The following is an 18,938-nucleotide window of genomic DNA, read 5'->3' as shown; positions in this document are numbered from 1 at the left end:
AGATGTTTAAGGTTTATACAAAAACTTTTAATGAATTAACATTACAGGAATTGTATGATGTATTGCAATTACGTGCAGAAGTTTTTGTGGTTGAACAAGACTGTGTGTACCAAGATGTAGATGGAAAGGACAAAAAAGCATTACATATTTTAGGTTACAAAAAAGATACATTAGTAGCTTATACACGAATTTTTAAACCAGGTGATTACTTTAAAGAGGCTAGTATAGGTAGAGTAGTTGTTAAAGCGAATGAACGTAAACACAAATACGGTTATGCTATTATGGAAGCGTCAATTCAAGCTGTAAAAGAAAATTTTAATGAAACTTTAATTAAAATTTCAGCTCAAACCTATCTTAATACATTCTATAACAATTTAGGTTTTAAAGCCATAGGAGAGGAGTACCTTGAAGATGGTATTCCTCATGTGGCAATGGTTAAATCTTAATTACCTTCTCCAGCATAAGTTACCAAAATTTCAACACGTCTATCAAATTTAGGGTCGCCACCTAGAGGAAATTTTCTACGCATTCCTACATATTTCATACGCCGTTTATCTACACCTTTTTTAGCTAAATAATCGTATATATATTTTGCTCTGGCTACAGATAGATTACGTTGGTTGGTTTTTCTATCAACAGCATCTCGGCTGTTTTGCGTACAACATACATGGCCTTGAATGGTAAAATAAATGTCTTTTCGCTCTAAAAGGGTTTCGGCAATTTTTTCAAGGGTTTTTTTTGATTCAGGTAAAAGTATACTGTAACCGGTTTTAAATAGTATGTTTTGTAATAAAAACTTATCACCTGCTTTAATATCACCTTTAATAGCCTCTGTAAATTCTTTTTGTTTAGGCTTTTTAATTTCTGCTTCGGTACGTGGTGGCGAATACGGTTTTACACGAATTTCTACTTTACGATTTAAACCTCTAATTTTAGCTACATCTTCCTCTTTTACCAATGTAAGCAATACCTCACCTTTACCATCAACATTGGTTATAACGGTTTCGTCAAATTCGTTTTTTGAGAATACTTCTTTAATAGAATTAGCCCTATACTGCGATAATAGTAGATTGTAATCATCACTACCACGATCGTCACAAAAACCGTAAATGGATATTTTTTCAATATCCAATGATTCTATTTCAGACAGAAACAACATTAACCTACTTTCTTCAGTAGGAACAATATTGTATTTATCCGTTTCAAAGAAAACAATATGTGTACGCTCTTTTTCTTGTTCAGATTGTGACCAAGCCACAGAACTTAAGCATATTAAGAAGAGCGCTATTAATCTTTTCATAGTAGGCATTGAAATATAAATACAATATACTTATTTTTTTAAAACGCCCAATATTGAGGTTTATTATCTTAAATAACCATTGTATTTATTAGGGTTTGATAAGATTTCAATAGCTTTTTTAATTTCTTCGTTATGATCTACATAATAATCGTACAATCCTTCTCTATATACATAACGTTTAACAATCTCGTCTGTAAGTAAAGCTAAAATTTCGTCTTTATTCTCGTCAATAGCCAACGCTTTGGAGTTATTAAGGTTGGTAATAAGCGTATTGTAATCCTTTTGTATATTATCATCCAACTCTTCTTTTTTGGCGCTCTCCAAGACTTTAGTAAGTGCTTTTTCGGTTTCGGTTTCAAAAGTAAAATTGTTCGAATTTAGATAGGATTTAAAATTTTGAAAATCTGAATTACCAAGCTCTAAATCAGCTACATTAAGATTAGGGTGTTTATAATAATAATCGGTTGCATAATCGAAAATTAGAAAATCACGTTGGATAGCTTTGGTGATTTCAGAGTTTTTCGTGATTTCTAAAGATTCATCAGGAAATACTCCACCACCATCAAAAACAGGCCGTCCGTTTCTGGTTTTAAATTCGTTGTAATTATCTTTTTTTATACGAACAGCATTCCCTTTATCATCTCTATTCCAATAATCTAAAGCTTGAATACATCGTCCAGAAGGTGTATAATATCTAGAAATAGTTATTTTAAGCTGTGTTCCATAAGCCACAGGTTTTGGTCGTTGTACTAAACCTTTTCCAAAACTTCTAGAACCTACAACAACGGCACGATCTAAATCTTGTAACGAACCTGAAACAATTTCACTAGCAGAGGCACTACTTCCATTAATTAAAACCACAATTGGAATTTCAGTATCTAAAGGCTCACGTTGAGTATAATACGAACGATTAAACTTTTTAACTTTTGATTTTGTGGTAACAACCAATTGGCCTTTAGGAACAAATAGATTAACAATATTTACGGCTTCTAATAATAAACCACCAGGATTGCCACGCAAATCTAAAATAATACGTTCTGCACCTTGAGCTTTTAAATCCTTTAAGGCGTAACCTGTTTGAGAAGAGGCTTTGTTATTAAACTTACTCAAAACTATATATCCTGTTTTGTCGTCAACCATAGAAAAATGTGGTACTGCATCAATTTCAACTTCAGAGCGTGTAATAGTTGTAGTATATTCTTTTCCTTGACGTAAATAGGTTACAGTAACTTTAGTATTGTTAGAACCATTCAATAAATCACCAGCATCTTCTTTATAATCAGCAATAACAGTATTTCCAATTTTAATAATTTCGTCACCAGCTTTTAAACCTGCTTTATCTGCTGGATAATTTTTATAAGGCTCAATAATAACCAATTTATCTTTCATGGTACGTACATTAGCACCAATACCAGTATAATCGCCAGTACGTCTAATCTTTTCAGCTTCAACATCTTGTTCATTATAAAACTGCGTGTAGGGATCTAAATCTTTAAGCATACTTTTAATGGCGGTATCCATTAAATCGGCAGGATTGGTATCGTCTACATAATTCATATTTACTTCTTTGTAAAGCGTTGTAAATATTTCTATTTGTTTAGCAATTTCAAAAAAGTCGTTTTGAAAAGCGGTTCCTGTAAACAATATAACTACAGCTAAAACAGGAATTATAATTCTTTTTTTAAGAAATTTTTTCATCATCAGAAAGTATTTTTGTAGCCTTAATAAATTTGTCAAAAAGCTTGACGGTTGCAGACTCTACATCACTAAATTTGGGTTTCTCGTTACCAATGTACAAAATCATTAACGCATATTGTGTTGTAATGTTGTTAAAAATAACCGTCTTATTTAAGCGATAGGCTTCACGCATTAAGCGTTTTATTCGATTTCTGTCAGGTGCTTTTTTAAAGTGGCGCTTTGATACCGAAACACCAACATTTAACCGACTATCACTATTTAATTCTGTTGCTAAATACACCATACGAAGCGGGTAAGATGAAACCGATTTTCCTTCAGAAAAGAGGATATCTATAAGCTTTTTGCTTTTAAGTTTTTCTTTTTTAGAGTAGGTAGGCCTCATATGTGGTTAAATAGGTTACGAAAATAGTGATTCCATTTTATTGCGAGCAAATTTAGGCTATGACATAAATCATATTTTTGTAATTTAAGAAAATGTAACTTACATAATTATTATGTTATAAATATCAGGTTATGGGTAATTTAAATGTCACACGATTAACATCTAAAGCAGAGAAGGCTGCTTTTATTCATCAATTAACACAAGATATTGAGGCTTTAGAAATTATGCTTAAAGAAGGTTTAATTGAAACTGAACCCATTAGAATTGGAGCAGAACAAGAGTTTTGTATTGTTAATAACGACTTTTACCCAAATGATAATTCATTGGCCCTACTAAATGAAATTAACGACGATCATTTTACAACTGAAATTGGGAATTACAATCTTGAAATTAATTCCGATCCTTTAACCCTAAAGGATGATTGCTTTTCACAATTACACAAACAATTATCAGATCTTTTAGACAAAGCAAGGAGTGTTTGCGAAAAGCATAACACAAAAGTAATTCTAACAGGTATATTACCCACATTATCACTCAAGTATATATCTGAAGATAATATGACTAAAATACAACGTTATAGTGTTTTAAATGAAGCTATTAAAGATTCTAGAAAACAAGATTTTAGTATTCACATAAAGGGGGTAGATGAATTAAATTTATTACACGACTCTGTAATGCTGGAAGCCTGTAACACCAGTTTTCAAGCCCATTTACAAATTCATCCAGATAATTTTATCGATGACTATAATTGGGCTCAAGCCATTGCCGGACCCGTTTTGAGTATTTGTACCAATTCTCCACTTTTATTTGGTAAAGAATTATGGAATGAAACACGTATTGCTTTGTTTACTCAAAGTGTTGACACACGAGCAAATTCATTTATATTAAACGAAAAACAATCTCGTGTTAGCTTTGGAGCTAGTTGGGAAACAGGAACCGTAGTTGATATTTTTAGAGACAGTGTTTCACGATTTAGAAGCCTTGTAACATCTGAATACGATAAAGACAGTGTTGATATGCTTAAGGCTGGAGAAATACCAAAATTAAAAGCCTTAAGCCTTCATAACGGAACGGTTTATAGGTGGAATAGGGTGTGTTATGGTGTTGGAGGTGGAAAACCACATCTACGTATTGAGAATAGGTATATTCCTTCTGGACCTACCTTATCAGATGAAATTGCCAATATGATGTTTTGGGTAGGGTTGATGTTGGGTAAACCCAAAACGTTTGAAAATATACATGAAAAATGGGATTTTAAAGATGTTAAAACCAACTTCTTCAATGCCGCCAGATACGGTATGGGTACACAGTTTATTTGGAACGGAGAATACATATCAAGTCATAATTTATTATTGGATTATTTGCTTCCAATGGCTTATAAAGGGTTATACAAAGTAGGTATTTCACCAAAAGATGCTGAAGAATATTTAACCATAATAGAAAACCGTATCAAATCTAATTGTGGTTCTCAATGGATGATAAAAAGTTATAGAAATTTACAGCAGAAATATAAACCGTATTCAGCAGCTCAAGTTTTAGTGGCTAATATGTACAAAAAACAGGAACAAGATTTTCCCGTAGGTAGTTGGAGCATTTTAAGCGGTAGGGAATCATTGGGCTTTGATTCAGAAAAAACGGTAAAACACGCTATGAGCACTAAAGTTTTTTCAGTTGAAAAAAACGATAGTTTGAAATTGGTTTTAAGCATTATGAAATGGAAAAACATCCACCATATGCCAGTAATTAACAAAAAATTGAAACTTGTAGGGCTATTATCATGGAACGATGTTTTAAAATATATTAACGATACAAATATAAATTCTATATCAATTGAGAAAGTTATGCATAAAGAGCCCATAACAACAACAGAATGGATGCCTTTATCAGAAGCAAAGGCTTTAATGGAAGCTAACAATATAAATAGCCTTCCTGTAATTAAAAATGACAAATTAATAGGAATAATAACTTCAAAAGATATGTAATTGCATGGTAGAAGTTAGTAGTCCAGCATTAAATAAATCTGTTATTCTTAATCGAATTATCGGCAAGATAAAAGGTCATAATTCAGGTCCTACCATGGTTTTTTTTGGAGGCATACACGGTAATGAAACGGCCGGAGTTTTTGCTCTAAACCATGTTTTTAACAAACTTAACCCTAAAGATATATCAGGAACGCTTTACGCTATTACTGGTAATACCCAAGCCTTAAAACAAAACAAACGCTATTTAAAAAATGATTTGAATAGGCTATGGTTTAAAGAACGCATTAACAGCATTAAAAGCAAGTCTGATTTAAATTATGAAGAACAAGAGCTTCTTGAATTACACGCCCTTGTTCATCAGATTATAGAAGCTGAATCTGGCCCTTTTTATTTTATAGATTTTCATACCACTTCCAGTAAAACCATACCATTTATAACCATTAATGATGCTTTAATAAACCGAAAGTTTTCATCACTGTTTCCGGTTCCTATTGTTCTGGGTATTGAAGAATATCTAGAAGGTCCTTTATTAAGTTATATTAATCAATTAGGCTATGTGTCTTTAGGTTTTGAATCAGGACAGCATGATGAAAAAGATGCCGTAATTAATAGTCAGGCTTTTATTTATTTATCACTTGTTTATGCCAAAGCCATGAAGGCAGAATCTGTTATTGGTTTTCAAATGCATTATAAACAACTACAGGAACAAAGTTATAATATTCAAGATGCTTTTGAGGTTACGTATTTACATCGCGTAAAACCAGAAGATCATTTTAAAATGGTTAATGGCTTTCGAAGTTTTGAAAAAATAGAGAAAAAAATGGTCCTGGCTAATGATATTAATGGAGAGATAATTTCAAAACACAATGGCCGAATTTTTATGCCTTTATATCAAAAAATAGGCGAAGAAGGGTTTTTTATAATTCAACCCATAAAACCATTTTTCCTTAAACTCTCTGAATTTTTAAGACGCATTAAGTTTGATAGTTTTTTAGTGGCTTTACCAGGTGTTTCTTGGGAAGACAAGCACAAACATGTGTTGCGAGTTAACTTGAAAACGGCCAAGTTTATGGCTAAATCGTTTTTTCATTTATTAGGTTATAGAAGCCAGAAAATTGATGCCACACATTTAAGACTGTCAAATCGTGAGCGCGCTTCAAAAAATAGTATGTATAAAAATGAAGATTGGTATTAAAAAAGCCACTCGTTAAAGTGGCTTTATAGCGTATTCTTGAAGTTTTTTTAATTCCTGATCTATTTTATTTCGCCATTCAGCAATTTTATCTTCAGATTCCCAACCGTTGTTTGAAGCTTTACTAAATTCAGATTGGTATTCTAAACAAGCTTTCCACAGTAAATTATATTCATAATTATACATGGAAAAACGTCTTTCCTTCTTTTCTTTGAGTTCTTCAAAACGCCTTCTAATTTTTCTGGCGTACAATTCGGCAATGTCAAAAGTTAATTGTTCAAAGGGTAATAAATCTGCTTCATATTCGGGATTGAAATGTGATTTATCCATATGGAATTCTGCAACAACAGTTAAATTTTCATAACCTTGAATATAGTCGTTGGCATCAACCAAAACCTCTGATGGATAAAACTCTATCTTATAGGCTGTATGAGAATAACTATCATTTGCTTTTCTCGGTTTTTGATAGTCTTCAACGCGTAGGCTATAGCCTTCTTGCCATTGCAGCACGTTTTCACTGTTAACCAACTTATCTTGAGCAACAATAATTTGAACCGAAAACAGTAAAAGAAATAAAATAGCTAAACGCATTATTTTTCCATTACGTTATTATCGCGATTGATGTCCGCCATACCTTGTTTAGGATCTATATTAACCGATTTTACAGGTTTTGAAGCTTCAAATGAGTAGCTTGGGTTTGCCCAAGCCCAATCTGCAATAATAGTTGCAGAGGTTGGTTTTTCACCACGCATCATTTGTAACGGAATGTAGAAATCTTCACGTGTTCCGTCAGTATAAGTCACAGTCACGTCTAATGGCATTGGCATTAAACCAATACGCTCTAATTCAATCGTTTTATCAGTTATGCTTTTTATACCATAGTCTATAGTGTTCGTAGTTTGAGCAAAATCTATTAAATACCAATCCAATTCAAAATCAGTTACTTTTTCGGCCGAGCGTATGATATCTATAGGTCTTGGATGTTTAAAAGCAAAGTCGTTAAAATATTTTTTAATAGTCTTCTTTAAATTGTCTTCACCAATTACATAACCCAATTGTGCCATAAAAACAGCGCCTTTCGCATAGGCCGAAATACCATAGGCTTGGTTGAACTCATAGCGATCGGCATGGGTTGTTAAAGGCTGTTCTTTTCCAGATTTAGCTAAATATAAATAACCTGCATACGAATTTGCAGATGGATTTTCTTTACCTTCATCCATAATTTCATTCATAGCATGATCGCTAATATAGCTTGTAAACCCTTCGTCCATCCACTCATGCTTGGCCTCATTAGTAGCCAATAAAAACTGAAACCAAGTATGTGCCATTTCGTGTGCAGTAACTCCAACAAGGCTACCTAAAGAGCGCTCACCAGTTATAAGTGTACACATAGCATATTCCATACCACCATCACCACCTTGAATAACTGAATATTGATCGTAAGGATATTTACCAATGTGTTCGCTAAAATATTGCATAAGTTCAACCGTTTTAGGCTGCAGTTTTTTCCAGTTGTCTTTCTTTTCGGCATCTAAAGTACTTTTATAGTAGAAGTGTAGCATTGGACCATCAGGAACCTGCATGGTATCATGAATATACTCCGGATCTGCAGCCCATGTAAAATCATGTACTTTAGGCGCTACAAAGTGGAGGGTTTTTTTATCGCCTCTTGTTTTAACATCGTCTTGTAAATAACCTGTTCCACCAACCACATAATCTTTATCGATAGTTAATTTTACGTCAAAATCACCCCAAACACCATGGAATTCACGACCGATATAAGGGTCTGCGTGCCAACCTTCAAAATCGTATTCAGCTAATTTTGGATACCATTGCGTCATGGATAGCGCAACACCTTCTTTATTATTACGTCCAGAACGACGAATTTGAACAGGCACCTGTGCATCAAAATCCATATTAAAAGTTACAGATTCACCAGGTTGGATAGGCTTTGCTAATGTAACTTCTAATACAGTACCTACGGTTTCATGATTTAATAGTGTTCCATTTTGCTTTAATGAGTTTACTTTAATGTAACCTATTTCATCTGGTTTAAGCTTACTAATTCTGTCACCAACACGGCCGTCAGGATCAGCAATAGTTCTTGAACGAATATCCATTTCGCTTCCGGGCTGAAAAGCATTAAAGTACAAGTGATAATACACACGATTTAAAACATCAGGTGAATTATTGGTGTAAACCAAAGTTTGTTTTCCTTTATATTGATAGGATTCCACATCCATATCAATTTCCATTTTATAGTCTACATGTTGTTGCCAATAACAGGCATTATTATCATTTGTTGAGCTTTGTGCTATAACTAGAGAATTGCTTCCGCATGAAAGCACAAGCATTAACCCTAATGTTAGAAATACTATTTTTTTCATTTGATTGAAGTTTAAAAAAAATCCTATCACAGTTGGATAGGATTTTTTACGTTTTTAAATTGTTTTATTTCATTTGGCTAGCCATGATTAATGCGTTGTAAGCATTTACCATTTTGCCAGATTTTGTTAAATCACCAAACGGTCTAACATCTTCAGGGTTTCCGCCCACAACAACGTTAGTTTTAACCGCAAGTCCAGAATCTAAAATAACCTGCTTAACTTGTTCGGCAGATAATTTTGGATAGTAAGAACGAATTAAAGCAGCAACACCAGCTACTGCAGGAGCAGCCATAGATGTTCCACCTTTAGTATCGTATTCGTTTTCTGGAGTAGTAGAATATACTTTTGCTCCAGGAGCAAAAACATCTACATTGTATTTTCCATAATTTGAGAATCCCGCAATCATTCCTGAACCGTATTTTGGCTCTAAAGCACCAACAGTAATAAATGTTTTAGAAACTTCTGGACCTGTACCAATAGCATCGTTTGGAAATACGTCTTTTTTATCGATATCAATACCTTCGTTTCCAGCTGCATTAATAAACAATACATCGTTATCACTAGCATATGCAATAGCATCGCGCACCCAATCGCTATGTGGTGAGTAGTATTTACCAAAGCTACCATTGATAATTGTCGCACCATTATCAACAGCGTAACGAATAGCCAAAGCAATGTCTTTATCGTACTCATCGCCATTTGGTACAGCTCTTAAGCTCATTATTTTTACGTTATTAGCTACTCCATTTGCACCCAAACCATTGTTGCGTTCCGCAGCAATAATACCAGCTACGTGAGTACCATGACTTTCGCCTTTTTCAGAAGGTAATACGTTACCGTTACCATAACCAACATCAGATAAATCATCAGGGTCGTCACCAGTTGTTCTACCTTTAAGGTCTTTGTTTAGGTTAACGTTTAATTGATCTGTAAAGTATTCTACACCACTTTTAATAGCTTCAAGCGCAGCTTTGGTATCATCAAAACCATTGGCATACATGTTTTGAAGCATGGCTTTTGCTTGGTTTACATTAGCATCGTCAGATGAAATACCACCAACATCTTCTTTTGTATAGTCTTCTTTGTTTAAATGCTTTGAAATTGTTTCATCGGCACTTTTAACCATTTCATAAATCTGGTCATAACGTTGCTTGTTAGCTAATGCCTCTTGATGTTTTTCTTCGTATTCAGCAACTGCAGCATCGTATTGCGGGTTGCTTTTGTCTCCTTTTACGATAATACGAACAAACTCCAATTGCTCATCGTAAGCATCGCCTAAAAAGTTCCATCCATGAATGTCATCAACATAACCATTTTTATCATCGTCAATTCCGTTACCTGGAATTTCATCTTCGTTTGTCCAAACAACACCATCTAAATCTTCATGTTCAATATCAATTCCAGAGTCAATAACAGCAACTATAACCGCTTTTCCTTTTTTATCTTTTATTATTTCGGCGTAGGCCTTGTCAACGCTCATTCCAGGAATAGTATCGGTCACTAGATCTAAATGGCCCCAATTATGCTTTTCTTTTTCGGTTAGCTCCGTTTCTTTTAAAGGAACATTATCAATGTTTTCAACTGGTGTTGATACTATGGCCGAACCACCACAGCTAGTTAAAACGGCTGCAGTAATTGCCGTCAATAAACATGCTTTAATTAATTTCATTTTTCGTTTTTTAGTTAAAAATCTCATTACAAGTATAAACGTTATCCAAACGCACGCCTTTTTCTGTGTTTTTTACAGTAATAATTTCATTGTGTGCATCGTGCTCCAAAAATAAGTAATAATTATTATTTGCAGCTAAACTTAAGAATTTTTCTTTTTCGTCTAAAGTTAGTAGTGGTCTAGTATCGTAGCCCATTACAAAAGGAATTGGTAAGTGTCCGGCTGTTGGCAATAGATCTGCCATAAAGCAAATGGTTTTATCTTGGTATTGAACCATAGGAATCATTTGTTTGTCGGTATGACCATTTGCAAAGAAAATATCAAATCCCAATTCAGAATTTTCTAACAAATCATCATTAGGAAGCGAAGTAAATTTTAACTGTCCACTTTCTTCCATAGGCAAGATATTTTCTTTTAAAAAAGAGGCTTTTTCTCGTCTATTAGGCTGTGTTGCCCATTTCCAATGATCTTGATTGCTCCAAAAATTAGCATTTTTAAAAGCGGGCTCAAAACCTGTTCTATCTTTGTTCCATTGAATACTTCCGCCACAGTGGTCGAAATGCAAATGTGTCATAAAAACATCGGTTATATCATCTCGATGGAAACCATACTTTTTTAATGATTTGTCAATGGTATCATTACCCCAAGGAAAGTAATAGCCAAAAAACTTCTCGCTTTGCTTATCACCCATTCCGGTGTCAATTAGTATTAATTTGTTACCGTCTTCAATCAACAAACAGCGCGCAGCAATATCAATCATATTGTTATTGTCTGCGGGATTTGTTCTTGTCCATAGCGATTTTGGCACAACACCAAACATGGCGCCACCATCTAGTTTAAAATTTCCTGCGTTTATGGGATATAAATTCATAGTTGTAAAATTACAAAAGCGTTAACACAATAAAAATGAAAGTTAAATCTATAACTTCATTTTAACATTTAGCCTTAATGGTATTATTTTATTATTTTCACGAAAAATTAAAGCATGTTAGAATTAGCGGGAATAATTATACTAGGAATACTTGCACAATGGGTTGCATGGCGTTTAAAAATACCAGCCATTTTACCTTTAATTTTAATAGGCTTACTTGTAGGCCCTATTTCTGCAGAGTTTTTTAGCGAAGATGGTGCAAAATGGATAGAACCTATTTGGAATGGTGAAAAAGGATTATTTCCAGGAGATGGCCTGTATTACTTTGTGTCTCTAGCCATAAGCGTTATATTATTTGAAGGAGGTTTAACATTAAAACGAGATGAAATACGCAATGTTGGACCTGTTATCACTAAACTAATTACACTTGGCGCTATTATTACATTTTTTGGAGGCGCTATTGTGGCACACTATGTGTTTTACTTAAGCTGGGAGGTTTGCTTTTTGTTTTCGGCTTTAATTATCGTTACTGGACCAACAGTTATTACGCCCATTTTAAGGAATATACCCCTAAAGAAAGATGTATCGGCTGTCTTGAAATGGGAAGGTATATTAATTGACCCAATAGGCGCTTTAGTGGCTGTTTTGGTTTTTGAGTTTATAAGTGTTGGAGGTGATAGTGGCTTTACAAAAACAGCCTTTATTGAATTTGGTAAGATTATACTTTTTGGAACCACGTTTGGGTTTACATTCGCCCATGCTTTAAAATTTGTCATTAACAAAAATCTGATTCCGCACTATTTATTAAATGTAGTTTCATTATCTACTGTTTTATTGGTTTTTGTTGAGTCTGATATTTTTGCGCATGAATCAGGCCTGTTAGCAGTTGTTGTTATGGGAATGGTCTTGGGGAATAGCAAGCTTCAAAACCGAAAAGAATTATTGTATTTTAAAGAGTCTTTAAGTGTATTGTTGATATCAATTTTATTTATACTATTAGCGGCCAATATTAGTGTTGATGATATGATGCTTTTGTATAACTGGAATACAGCAGTACTTTTTGGAATAGTTGTTTTTGTAATTAGACCGCTAGCAGTTTTTTTAAGCACAACAGGATCTAAATTAAAAACTAACGAAAAGACCTTTATAAGTTGGGTTGGACCTCGTGGTATCGTAGCCGCAGGTATTGCTTCGCTTTTTGGAACAAAACTCATAAAGCAAGGGGTTGAAGGCGCAGAATATATTACGCCTTTAGTATTTATGATTGTGTTGGGTACTGTTTTATTAAATGCAACGACAGCTCGTTTTGTTGCTAAAATTTTAGGCGTTTTCTTAACAAAAAGCGAGGGCATTTTAATTATAGGAGCCTCTAAATTTGCACGTGTAATTGGGCATTATTTGGAGTCCAACGGAAGACATGTGGTTTTGATTGACAACAACCAAACCAATATTGAAAAATCTTTAGAATTAGGTTTAGAAGCTCTTAATGTAAACATATATTCGGAAACCCTGACAGATAACATAGAACTGAATGATGTTGGATATTTAATGGCTATGACTGCTAATTCAGACATTAATAAGTACGCTATCGACAAGTTTAGTAAACAGTTTGGGGAAAACGGTAGTTTTAGATTGGTAACTCGTGAGGAAATTAAAAATATAAACGATAACCCAAAAGAAGGACTTTTTTCCCATACTGATGATTTTGTAAAACTAACAGAAGTGACTCGCAAAAATCCAGTTATTAGCGAAATACCCTTGAAAGACAAAGACCATTATGATAAGCTTATAAAGATAACGAATAGCGATGATGATATCGTTCCGCTATTTGTGAAAGACGAAGAAGGCGAACTCCATATAATATCTTCTTACAACAAGGATGCTAATAAAATTAATAAAAACTGTAGCCTAGTCTATTTAGGAAAAACGCTTAAAGCCGAAGAAGTATCCTAATTTAATCGTTTAACTTTAAGACAGCCATAAATGCTTGTTGTGGAATTTCAACATTCCCAACTTGGCGCATTTTCTTTTTACCTTTTTTCTGCTTTTCAAGAAGTTTACGTTTTCTTGAAATATCACCTCCATAACATTTAGCTGTTACATCTTTACGGAGTGCTTTTATAGTTTCACGAGCAATAATTTTAGCTCCAATAGCTGCCTGAATAGGAATATCGAATTGCTGTCTTGGTATTAACTCTCGTAGTTTTTCAGTAATCTTTTTACCAATTGTATAGGCGTTGTCTGCATGAATAAGTGCCGAAAGCGCATCGACGGGTTGAGAATTCAAAAGAATATCTACACGAACCAATTTGGAGGTTCTCATACCAATTGGTGAATAATCAAAAGAAGCATAACCTTTAGAAACCGTTTTTAGTCTATCGTAAAAATCAAATACAATTTCAGCGAGTGGCATATCAAAAGATAGCTCCACACGTTCTGTGGTTAAATATGTTTGATTGGTAATAACACCACGCTTATCAATACATAACGACATAACATTGCCAACAAAATCTGCTTTTGTAATAATGGTGGCTTTTATGTAAGGTTCTTCAACACGATTTAGAGTTGAAGGCTCTGGTAAATCGCTCGGATTATTAACGATTATTATGTCGTCTGGATTCTTGTTAGTAAAAGCATGGTATGAAACGTTAGGAACAGTTGTAATAACGGTCATATCAAACTCTCGTTCTAAACGCTCTTGAATAATTTCAAGGTGCAACATGCCTAAAAACCCACATCGGAATCCGAAGCCTAAAGCAGCAGAACTTTCAGGAGTAAACACCAAAGAAGCATCATTTAATTGAAGTTTTTCCATAGAGGCTCTTAAGTCTTCATAATCTTCAGTATCAACAGGGTAAATTCCAGCAAAAACCATTGGCTTTACATCCTCAAACCCACTAATTGCATTTTTAGTAGGGTTTTTGGCATCAGTAATTGTATCACCAACTTTCACTTCTTTTGCTTCTTTTATACCAGTAATTAAATAACCTACATCTCCTGCTTTTATCTCCTGTTTTGGTTGCTGTTTGAGCTTAAGTGTTCCAACCTCATCAGCATAATAATTTTTATCTGTTGCTATAAACTTGATTTGCTGCCCTTTTTTAATGGAACCATTAATAACCCTAAAATAGGTTTCTACACCACGGAATGGGTTGTAAACAGAATCAAAAATTAAAGCTTGAAGCGGCTCATCTACATTGCCTTTTGGCGCAGGAACACGCTCAATTATAGCTGTTAAAATATCTGCAATACCCAAACCAGTTTTTGCACTTGCAGGAATAACTTCTGAAGGGTCACAGCCCAACAAGTCAACAATATCGTCAGTAACCTCTTCTGGGTTTGCGCTAGGCAAATCTACCTTATTTAAAACAGGAATTATTTCTAAATCGTTTTCTAAAGCTAAATATAAATTTGAAATGGTCTGCGCTTGGATACTCTGTGCGGCATCAACAATAAGTAAGGCTCCTTCACAAGCTGCAATTGATCGTGATACTTCATAAGAAAAATCCACATGACCAGGCGTATCTATTAAGTTTAAAACGTATTGCTCATCATTATGGATATAATCCATTTGTATAGCATGCGATTTAATGGTAATACCACGCTCACGCTCCAAATCCATATTGTCCAACAGTTGATTTTGTTTTTCACGTTCTGTTACCGAACCTGTAAAATCCAACAAACGGTCAGCAAGGGTGCTTTTACCGTGATCAATATGCGCAATAATGCAAAAATTTCTAATGTGCTCCATAACCTGTAATCTAGCATAACATAACTAGTTTGCAAATATAATTGTTTTATTATGCTTTAAATATTTAAAACCAACAATATTGTTGTACAATTTTCATTTACGGTAAAACCGTAAACAAAAGTTTAAAACAATTTTTATATTGCAATTCCAAACTAACTCAATGAATTTCACTTTTAGAGCCAGCCTTATCATTATCAGTGCTTTAGCATCTTCCATGCTTTATTCACAAGATTTTCTGGTTTCTGGAAATGTAACAGATTCTCAACAAAATCCGGTTAGTTTTGCCAATGTGGTATTACTCTCTGTAACTGATTCTACGGCAGTAAAAGGAAGTACCACTGATGAAAAAGGTCTGTTTGAGATTAAAAATGTGAGTTCAGGCTCCTATATTTTAAAGACAAGTTTTATAGGTTTTAAACCTGTATACCAAAATATTTCAGTTGAAGACAATGACAAACAGCTTAATAGTATTGTTTTAGAGGAATCTGCCGAATCGTTAGAAGAAGTCTCCATAATTGCTAAAAAGCCAACTGTTAAAAAAGAATCCGATAGATTGGTTTTTAATGTTGAAAATACGGCTTTAAGTGAGGGTAATGTTATGGAGGTTATGAGAAGCACACCAGGCGTATTGGTTTTAGACGGCTCGTTATCGGTTAAAAATACTGCACCAACAGTTTACATTAACAACAGAAAGGTACAGCTTAGCAATAGTGAGTTAATGAATTTATTAGAAGGCTCGCCTGCTAGCAGTATAAAGTCAGTTGAGGTTATTACAAACCCTGGAGCAAAGTACGATGCGTCTGATGGAATTGTTATAAACATTGTAATGGGTAAAAACCTCATTACTGGTTATCGCGGCACTGTGTTTACTAATTATACACAAGGTGTTTATCCTAGGTATAATGCCGGAACTACTAACTTCTACAAAAACAATAAAATAAATGTTTTTGCTAGCTATAGTTATAACAACGACAAAATTGCACGCGTAAGTGATGAACAAGTCAATTTTATTGATACCAATGATGCTGTTTACGAACGATGGGATTCGGATTTTGATAGAACAACCAAGTCACAAACTCATACCATAAACACCAATTTTGATTATTTTATAAATAACAATAACACGTTAAGCTTTTCGTCCAACTTATTATTTCTGCCCAATTTTGATTATAAAATTAATGGACAGACCAATGTTTTTGACCCTAATTATAATCCATTATATAATTTTGACAATACCAACAACTCTTCTGATAACAAGCATAACTTGGGTTTTGATTTAGATTATGTAAGCAATTTTAGCAGCGGCAGCAAACTGTCTTTAAACGTCCACTTAACAACTTATGATTATAACAGGGACCAAAAAGTTAATAGTAACTATTACTTCTCTGATAGTAATCTAAACTTTTCGAATGCTTTTGAAACGACATCAAAGCAAACCACCTTAATCAATACCGCTCAAGCTGATTACAGTTTGCCATTTTCAGAAAACACAGCATCACTTTCCTTTGGAGTAAAAGGATCTTTTGTGAATACTGATAGTGAAATTAACCAATATAGTATTGTAAACGGGAATCCTTTTTTTGATCCTAATAACTCAAATGCGTTTGATTATAAAGAAAATGTATTGGCGGCTTATAGCGAATTTGACAAAAGCTGGGATAGGTGGGATTTAAATCTAGGCGTACGGGTTGAACAATCAGATATTAAAGGCAAATCAATAGTAACCAACAACAGCTTAATACAAGATTACTTTAATTGGTTTCCTACAGCGAGCTTAAGTTTTCAAGCCTCTGAAAAAATAAGTGTTTATTCAAATTACAAGCGTAGCATTAAACGACCAGACTATCAGTCATTAAACCCGTTTAGGTTCTTTTTAAACGACAATACTATTGTAACCGGTAATCCTAATTTACAACCAGCCCTTACAGATCACTTTGTCGTAGGAGGATCTTTAAATTACAGTTTTTTTGTAGAAGCCTATTATAAAGACATTCAATCTAATTTCATGGAGTTACCATTGCAGGACAATGATAACAACTTATTAATTTATACACCTACAAACCTAGAGAGCACTATAGATTTTGGTTTTGATTTTCTGGCCTATTTCGATTTGACATCATGGTGGAATGTGTACTTTGCAACGTCTTTTTTTAATATTGAAGAGCAAGCCATAATTAATGACAGTCTTTTAAAAAAGGATACTTGGTCTAATTATTCAGAATGGAGCAACTCCCTTTCATTTTTAGAAGACAATAGTTTATCGCTTACTTTTACATTAGTATACATTAGTAAAAACCAACAAGGTTTTCAAATTGTGGATGCACAGCTTTATAGTGATTTGGCCATAAAAAAGACAATTCTTAATAAGCGTGGTTCAATAAGCTTATCTGCTGCCGATTTATTTAATCAACAGGATTATAATGTTAGAACAAAATATTTAAGGCAGGATAATTCACGATTCTTAAATTTTGACAATAGATACATTAAACTAGGTTTTAGCTACAAGTTCGGTAATACTGGTTTGGAAACCAACCAAAGAACTAAAGCAAGAAAAGAACGGGATCGACTGGAAAAATCTGACAACTAATTAATCTTGCCATTCGGCAATAAACAAGTTGGTATCGCGACCACCACCATTATTCCTATTGGATGAGAAAATAAGCTTTTTACCATCGTTTGAAAATACTGGAAAGGCATCAAAAGTGTCGCTATGCGTCACACGTTCTAAATTCTTCCCATCGATATCAATTAAATACAAATTAAAAGGGAAGCCTCTTTCTGATTCAAAATTTGAAGAGAATAAAATTTTCTCACCACTGGGATGAAAAAACGGACTCCAATTAGCATTACCCAAATCTGTAAGCTGGCGTAAATCACTACCATCGGCATTACAAATATAAAGTTCCATTTGTGTAGGCTGAACAAGGCCTTCAGCCAGTAAATCTTTATATTCTTTAATTTCTTCTTCTGTTTTAGGTCTAGATGATCTGAAAATAATTTTTGTGCCATCTGGTGAAAAGAAAGCGCCACCATCATAGCCAAGCTCGAAAGTAATTTGTTTCACATCACTACCGTCAAGGTTCATAGTGTACAATTCTAAATCGCCACTTCTATCTGAAGTAAAAACAATTTTATCACCTTGCGGAGAAACTGTAGGTTCAGCATCGTAACCTTTTTCATTGGTTAGTTGGGCTGTAATATTACCTTCTAAATCGGCTACAAAAATATCGTAGGTATCATAAATTGGCCATATGTATTTACCGTTTTTTCGAAGAGGTGTTTCTGGACAATCATCACCACCTAAATGGGTTGAAGCATAAATAATGTGTTTGTTATCTGGTAAAAAGTAAGCGCAGGTTGTTCGGCCTTTTCCTGTACTTATCATTGGAGGCATGTTATCTTTAAAAGTTTCGCCAACATTCATCAAAAACATTTGATCGCAATTAACATTCCACCCTTCATTATTCGATTGAAACACCAATTGTTTGTCATCAAAGCTCCAATAGGCTTCTGCGTTATCGCCACCAAACGTAATCTGTTTAATAGATTTGAAATGGGTTTCCTCAGGATAAATTAGAGAATCGACCCATTTTGTAGCACCAGAATCAGCATCTGTAGTTTTGTTTTTGTCAGTTTTACAAGAAACGGTTATGATTAATATTAAGATATAAATATAATTTTTCATAAGGTTTTCAATAGATATATG

Annotated in this window: 14 protein-coding genes; 5 read left to right on the top strand and 9 right to left on the bottom strand. The window is 34.0% G+C overall.

The features are described from left to right. Positions 1-2: 2 nt before the first annotated feature. Entirely contained in the window at positions 3-446 is a 444-nt protein-coding gene (locus MTX13_RS06340) for a GNAT family N-acetyltransferase (protein ID WP_250433574.1), read from the top strand. On the opposite strand, the gene MTX13_RS06335 is transcribed toward MTX13_RS06340, so the two are convergent. From MTX13_RS06335 to rnpA, 3 genes are all read right to left on the bottom strand, one after another. After that, complete coding sequence (locus tag MTX13_RS06335) at positions 443-1,300, bottom strand: OmpA family protein (RefSeq protein WP_250433572.1); 858 nt, start codon at positions 1,298-1,300, stop codon at positions 443-445. The two genes, MTX13_RS06340 and MTX13_RS06335, sit on opposite strands and share 4 nt — an antisense overlap. A gap of 63 nt (positions 1,301-1,363) precedes the next feature. Next, positions 1,364-2,998, bottom strand: a complete 1,635-nt coding sequence (locus MTX13_RS06330) for a S41 family peptidase (RefSeq protein ID WP_250433875.1) — start codon at positions 2,996-2,998, stop codon at positions 1,364-1,366. Continuing rightward, positions 2,982-3,380 (bottom strand): ribonuclease P protein component, encoded by a 399-nt coding sequence (gene rnpA, locus MTX13_RS06325; RefSeq protein WP_250433570.1) that lies wholly within the window; start codon positions 3,378-3,380, stop codon positions 2,982-2,984. The genes MTX13_RS06330 and rnpA overlap by 17 nt, the downstream gene beginning before the upstream one ends. 131 nt (positions 3,381-3,511) lie before the next feature. Between rnpA and MTX13_RS06320 the strand changes: the two genes are divergently transcribed. Further along, positions 3,512-5,362 (top strand): CBS domain-containing protein, encoded by a 1,851-nt coding sequence (locus tag MTX13_RS06320; protein ID WP_250433568.1) that lies wholly within the window; start codon positions 3,512-3,514, stop codon positions 5,360-5,362. A 4-nt stretch (positions 5,363-5,366) separates the two neighbouring features. Continuing rightward, positions 5,367-6,557: a succinylglutamate desuccinylase/aspartoacylase family protein gene (locus tag MTX13_RS06315; protein ID WP_250433566.1), complete on the top strand. Its 1,191-nt coding sequence runs from the start codon at positions 5,367-5,369 to the stop codon at positions 6,555-6,557. 12 nt (positions 6,558-6,569) lie between these two features. Here the strand turns inward: MTX13_RS06315 and MTX13_RS06310 are convergent, their stop codons facing one another. The 4 genes from MTX13_RS06310 to MTX13_RS06295 all read right to left on the bottom strand — a co-directional run bounded on the left by MTX13_RS06310 (position 6,570) and on the right by MTX13_RS06295 (position 11,481). Next, positions 6,570-7,145 carry a hypothetical protein gene (locus MTX13_RS06310; protein WP_250433565.1) on the bottom strand — a complete coding sequence of 192 codons (576 nt, stop codon included), beginning with the start codon at positions 7,143-7,145 and terminating at the stop codon, positions 6,570-6,572. After that, entirely contained in the window at positions 7,145-8,941 is a 1,797-nt protein-coding gene (locus tag MTX13_RS06305; RefSeq protein WP_250433564.1) for a M1 family metallopeptidase, read from the bottom strand. Before MTX13_RS06305 ends, MTX13_RS06310 begins: the two co-directional genes overlap by 1 nt. Before the next feature lie 64 nt (positions 8,942-9,005). After that, a complete protein-coding gene (locus MTX13_RS06300) occupies positions 9,006-10,610 on the bottom strand; it encodes a S8 family peptidase (RefSeq protein WP_250433563.1) in 1,605 nt (534 codons plus the stop codon). A gap of 10 nt (positions 10,611-10,620) precedes the next feature. Then, the gene (locus MTX13_RS06295) at positions 10,621-11,481 is read right to left on the bottom strand and encodes an MBL fold metallo-hydrolase (RefSeq protein ID WP_250433562.1); all 861 of its coding nucleotides are present in this window, start codon (positions 11,479-11,481) and stop codon (positions 10,621-10,623) included. A 114-nt stretch (positions 11,482-11,595) separates the two neighbouring features. Between MTX13_RS06295 and MTX13_RS06290 the strand changes: the two genes are divergently transcribed. Beyond that, the gene (locus MTX13_RS06290; protein WP_250433561.1) at positions 11,596-13,434 is read left to right on the top strand and encodes a cation:proton antiporter; all 1,839 of its coding nucleotides are present in this window, start codon (positions 11,596-11,598) and stop codon (positions 13,432-13,434) included. Position 13,435: 1 nt separating this feature from the next. Here MTX13_RS06290 and lepA read toward each other — a convergent pair whose 3' ends face one another. Then, positions 13,436-15,232, bottom strand: a complete 1,797-nt coding sequence (gene lepA, locus MTX13_RS06285; RefSeq protein ID WP_250433560.1) for a translation elongation factor 4 — start codon at positions 15,230-15,232, stop codon at positions 13,436-13,438. A gap of 160 nt (positions 15,233-15,392) precedes the next feature. Here lepA and MTX13_RS06280 point away from each other — a divergent pair, with 160 nt between their 5' ends. Then, positions 15,393-17,819, top strand: a complete 2,427-nt coding sequence (locus MTX13_RS06280; RefSeq protein WP_250433559.1) for an outer membrane beta-barrel family protein — start codon at positions 15,393-15,395, stop codon at positions 17,817-17,819. On the opposite strand, the gene MTX13_RS06275 is transcribed toward MTX13_RS06280, so the two are convergent. Next, the gene (locus MTX13_RS06275) at positions 17,820-18,917 is read right to left on the bottom strand and encodes a TolB family protein (RefSeq protein ID WP_250433557.1); all 1,098 of its coding nucleotides are present in this window, start codon (positions 18,915-18,917) and stop codon (positions 17,820-17,822) included. Positions 18,918-18,938: the final 21 nt, after the last annotated feature.

The organism is Hanstruepera flava, assembly GCF_023634025.1.
In the GTDB taxonomy this organism is placed as follows: domain Bacteria; phylum Bacteroidota; class Bacteroidia; order Flavobacteriales; family Flavobacteriaceae; genus Hanstruepera; species Hanstruepera flava.
Note: the sequence above shows the minus strand (reverse complement) of the source record. Positions and strands in the feature narration are given on the sequence as shown.

Bases quoted from the DNA above. Each gene is read 5' to 3' on its own strand.
- MTX13_RS06335 (WP_250433572.1), bottom strand. From the start codon at position 1,300: ATGAAAAGATTAATAGCGCTCTTCTTAATATGCTTAAGTTCTGTGGCT.
- MTX13_RS06290 (WP_250433561.1), top strand. From the start codon at position 11,596: ATGTTAGAATTAGCGGGAATAATTATACTAGGAATACTTGCACAATGG.
- rnpA (WP_250433570.1), bottom strand. From the start codon at position 3,380: ATGAGGCCTACCTACTCTAAAAAAGAAAAACTTAAAAGCAAAAAGCTT.
- MTX13_RS06315 (WP_250433566.1), top strand. From the start codon at position 5,367: ATGGTAGAAGTTAGTAGTCCAGCATTAAATAAATCTGTTATTCTTAAT.
- MTX13_RS06280 (WP_250433559.1), top strand. From the start codon at position 15,393: ATGAATTTCACTTTTAGAGCCAGCCTTATCATTATCAGTGCTTTAGCA.
- MTX13_RS06275 (WP_250433557.1), bottom strand. From the start codon at position 18,917: ATGAAAAATTATATTTATATCTTAATATTAATCATAACCGTTTCTTGT.
- MTX13_RS06310 (WP_250433565.1), bottom strand. From the start codon at position 7,145: ATGCGTTTAGCTATTTTATTTCTTTTACTGTTTTCGGTTCAAATTATT.
- MTX13_RS06340 (WP_250433574.1), top strand. From the start codon at position 3: ATGTTTAAGGTTTATACAAAAACTTTTAATGAATTAACATTACAGGAA.
- MTX13_RS06305 (WP_250433564.1), bottom strand. From the start codon at position 8,941: ATGAAAAAAATAGTATTTCTAACATTAGGGTTAATGCTTGTGCTTTCA.
- MTX13_RS06300 (WP_250433563.1), bottom strand. From the start codon at position 10,610: ATGAAATTAATTAAAGCATGTTTATTGACGGCAATTACTGCAGCCGTT.
- MTX13_RS06320 (WP_250433568.1), top strand. From the start codon at position 3,512: ATGGGTAATTTAAATGTCACACGATTAACATCTAAAGCAGAGAAGGCT.
- MTX13_RS06330 (WP_250433875.1), bottom strand. From the start codon at position 2,998: ATGAAAAAATTTCTTAAAAAAAGAATTATAATTCCTGTTTTAGCTGTA.
- MTX13_RS06295 (WP_250433562.1), bottom strand. From the start codon at position 11,481: ATGAATTTATATCCCATAAACGCAGGAAATTTTAAACTAGATGGTGGC.
- lepA (WP_250433560.1), bottom strand. From the start codon at position 15,232: ATGGAGCACATTAGAAATTTTTGCATTATTGCGCATATTGATCACGGT.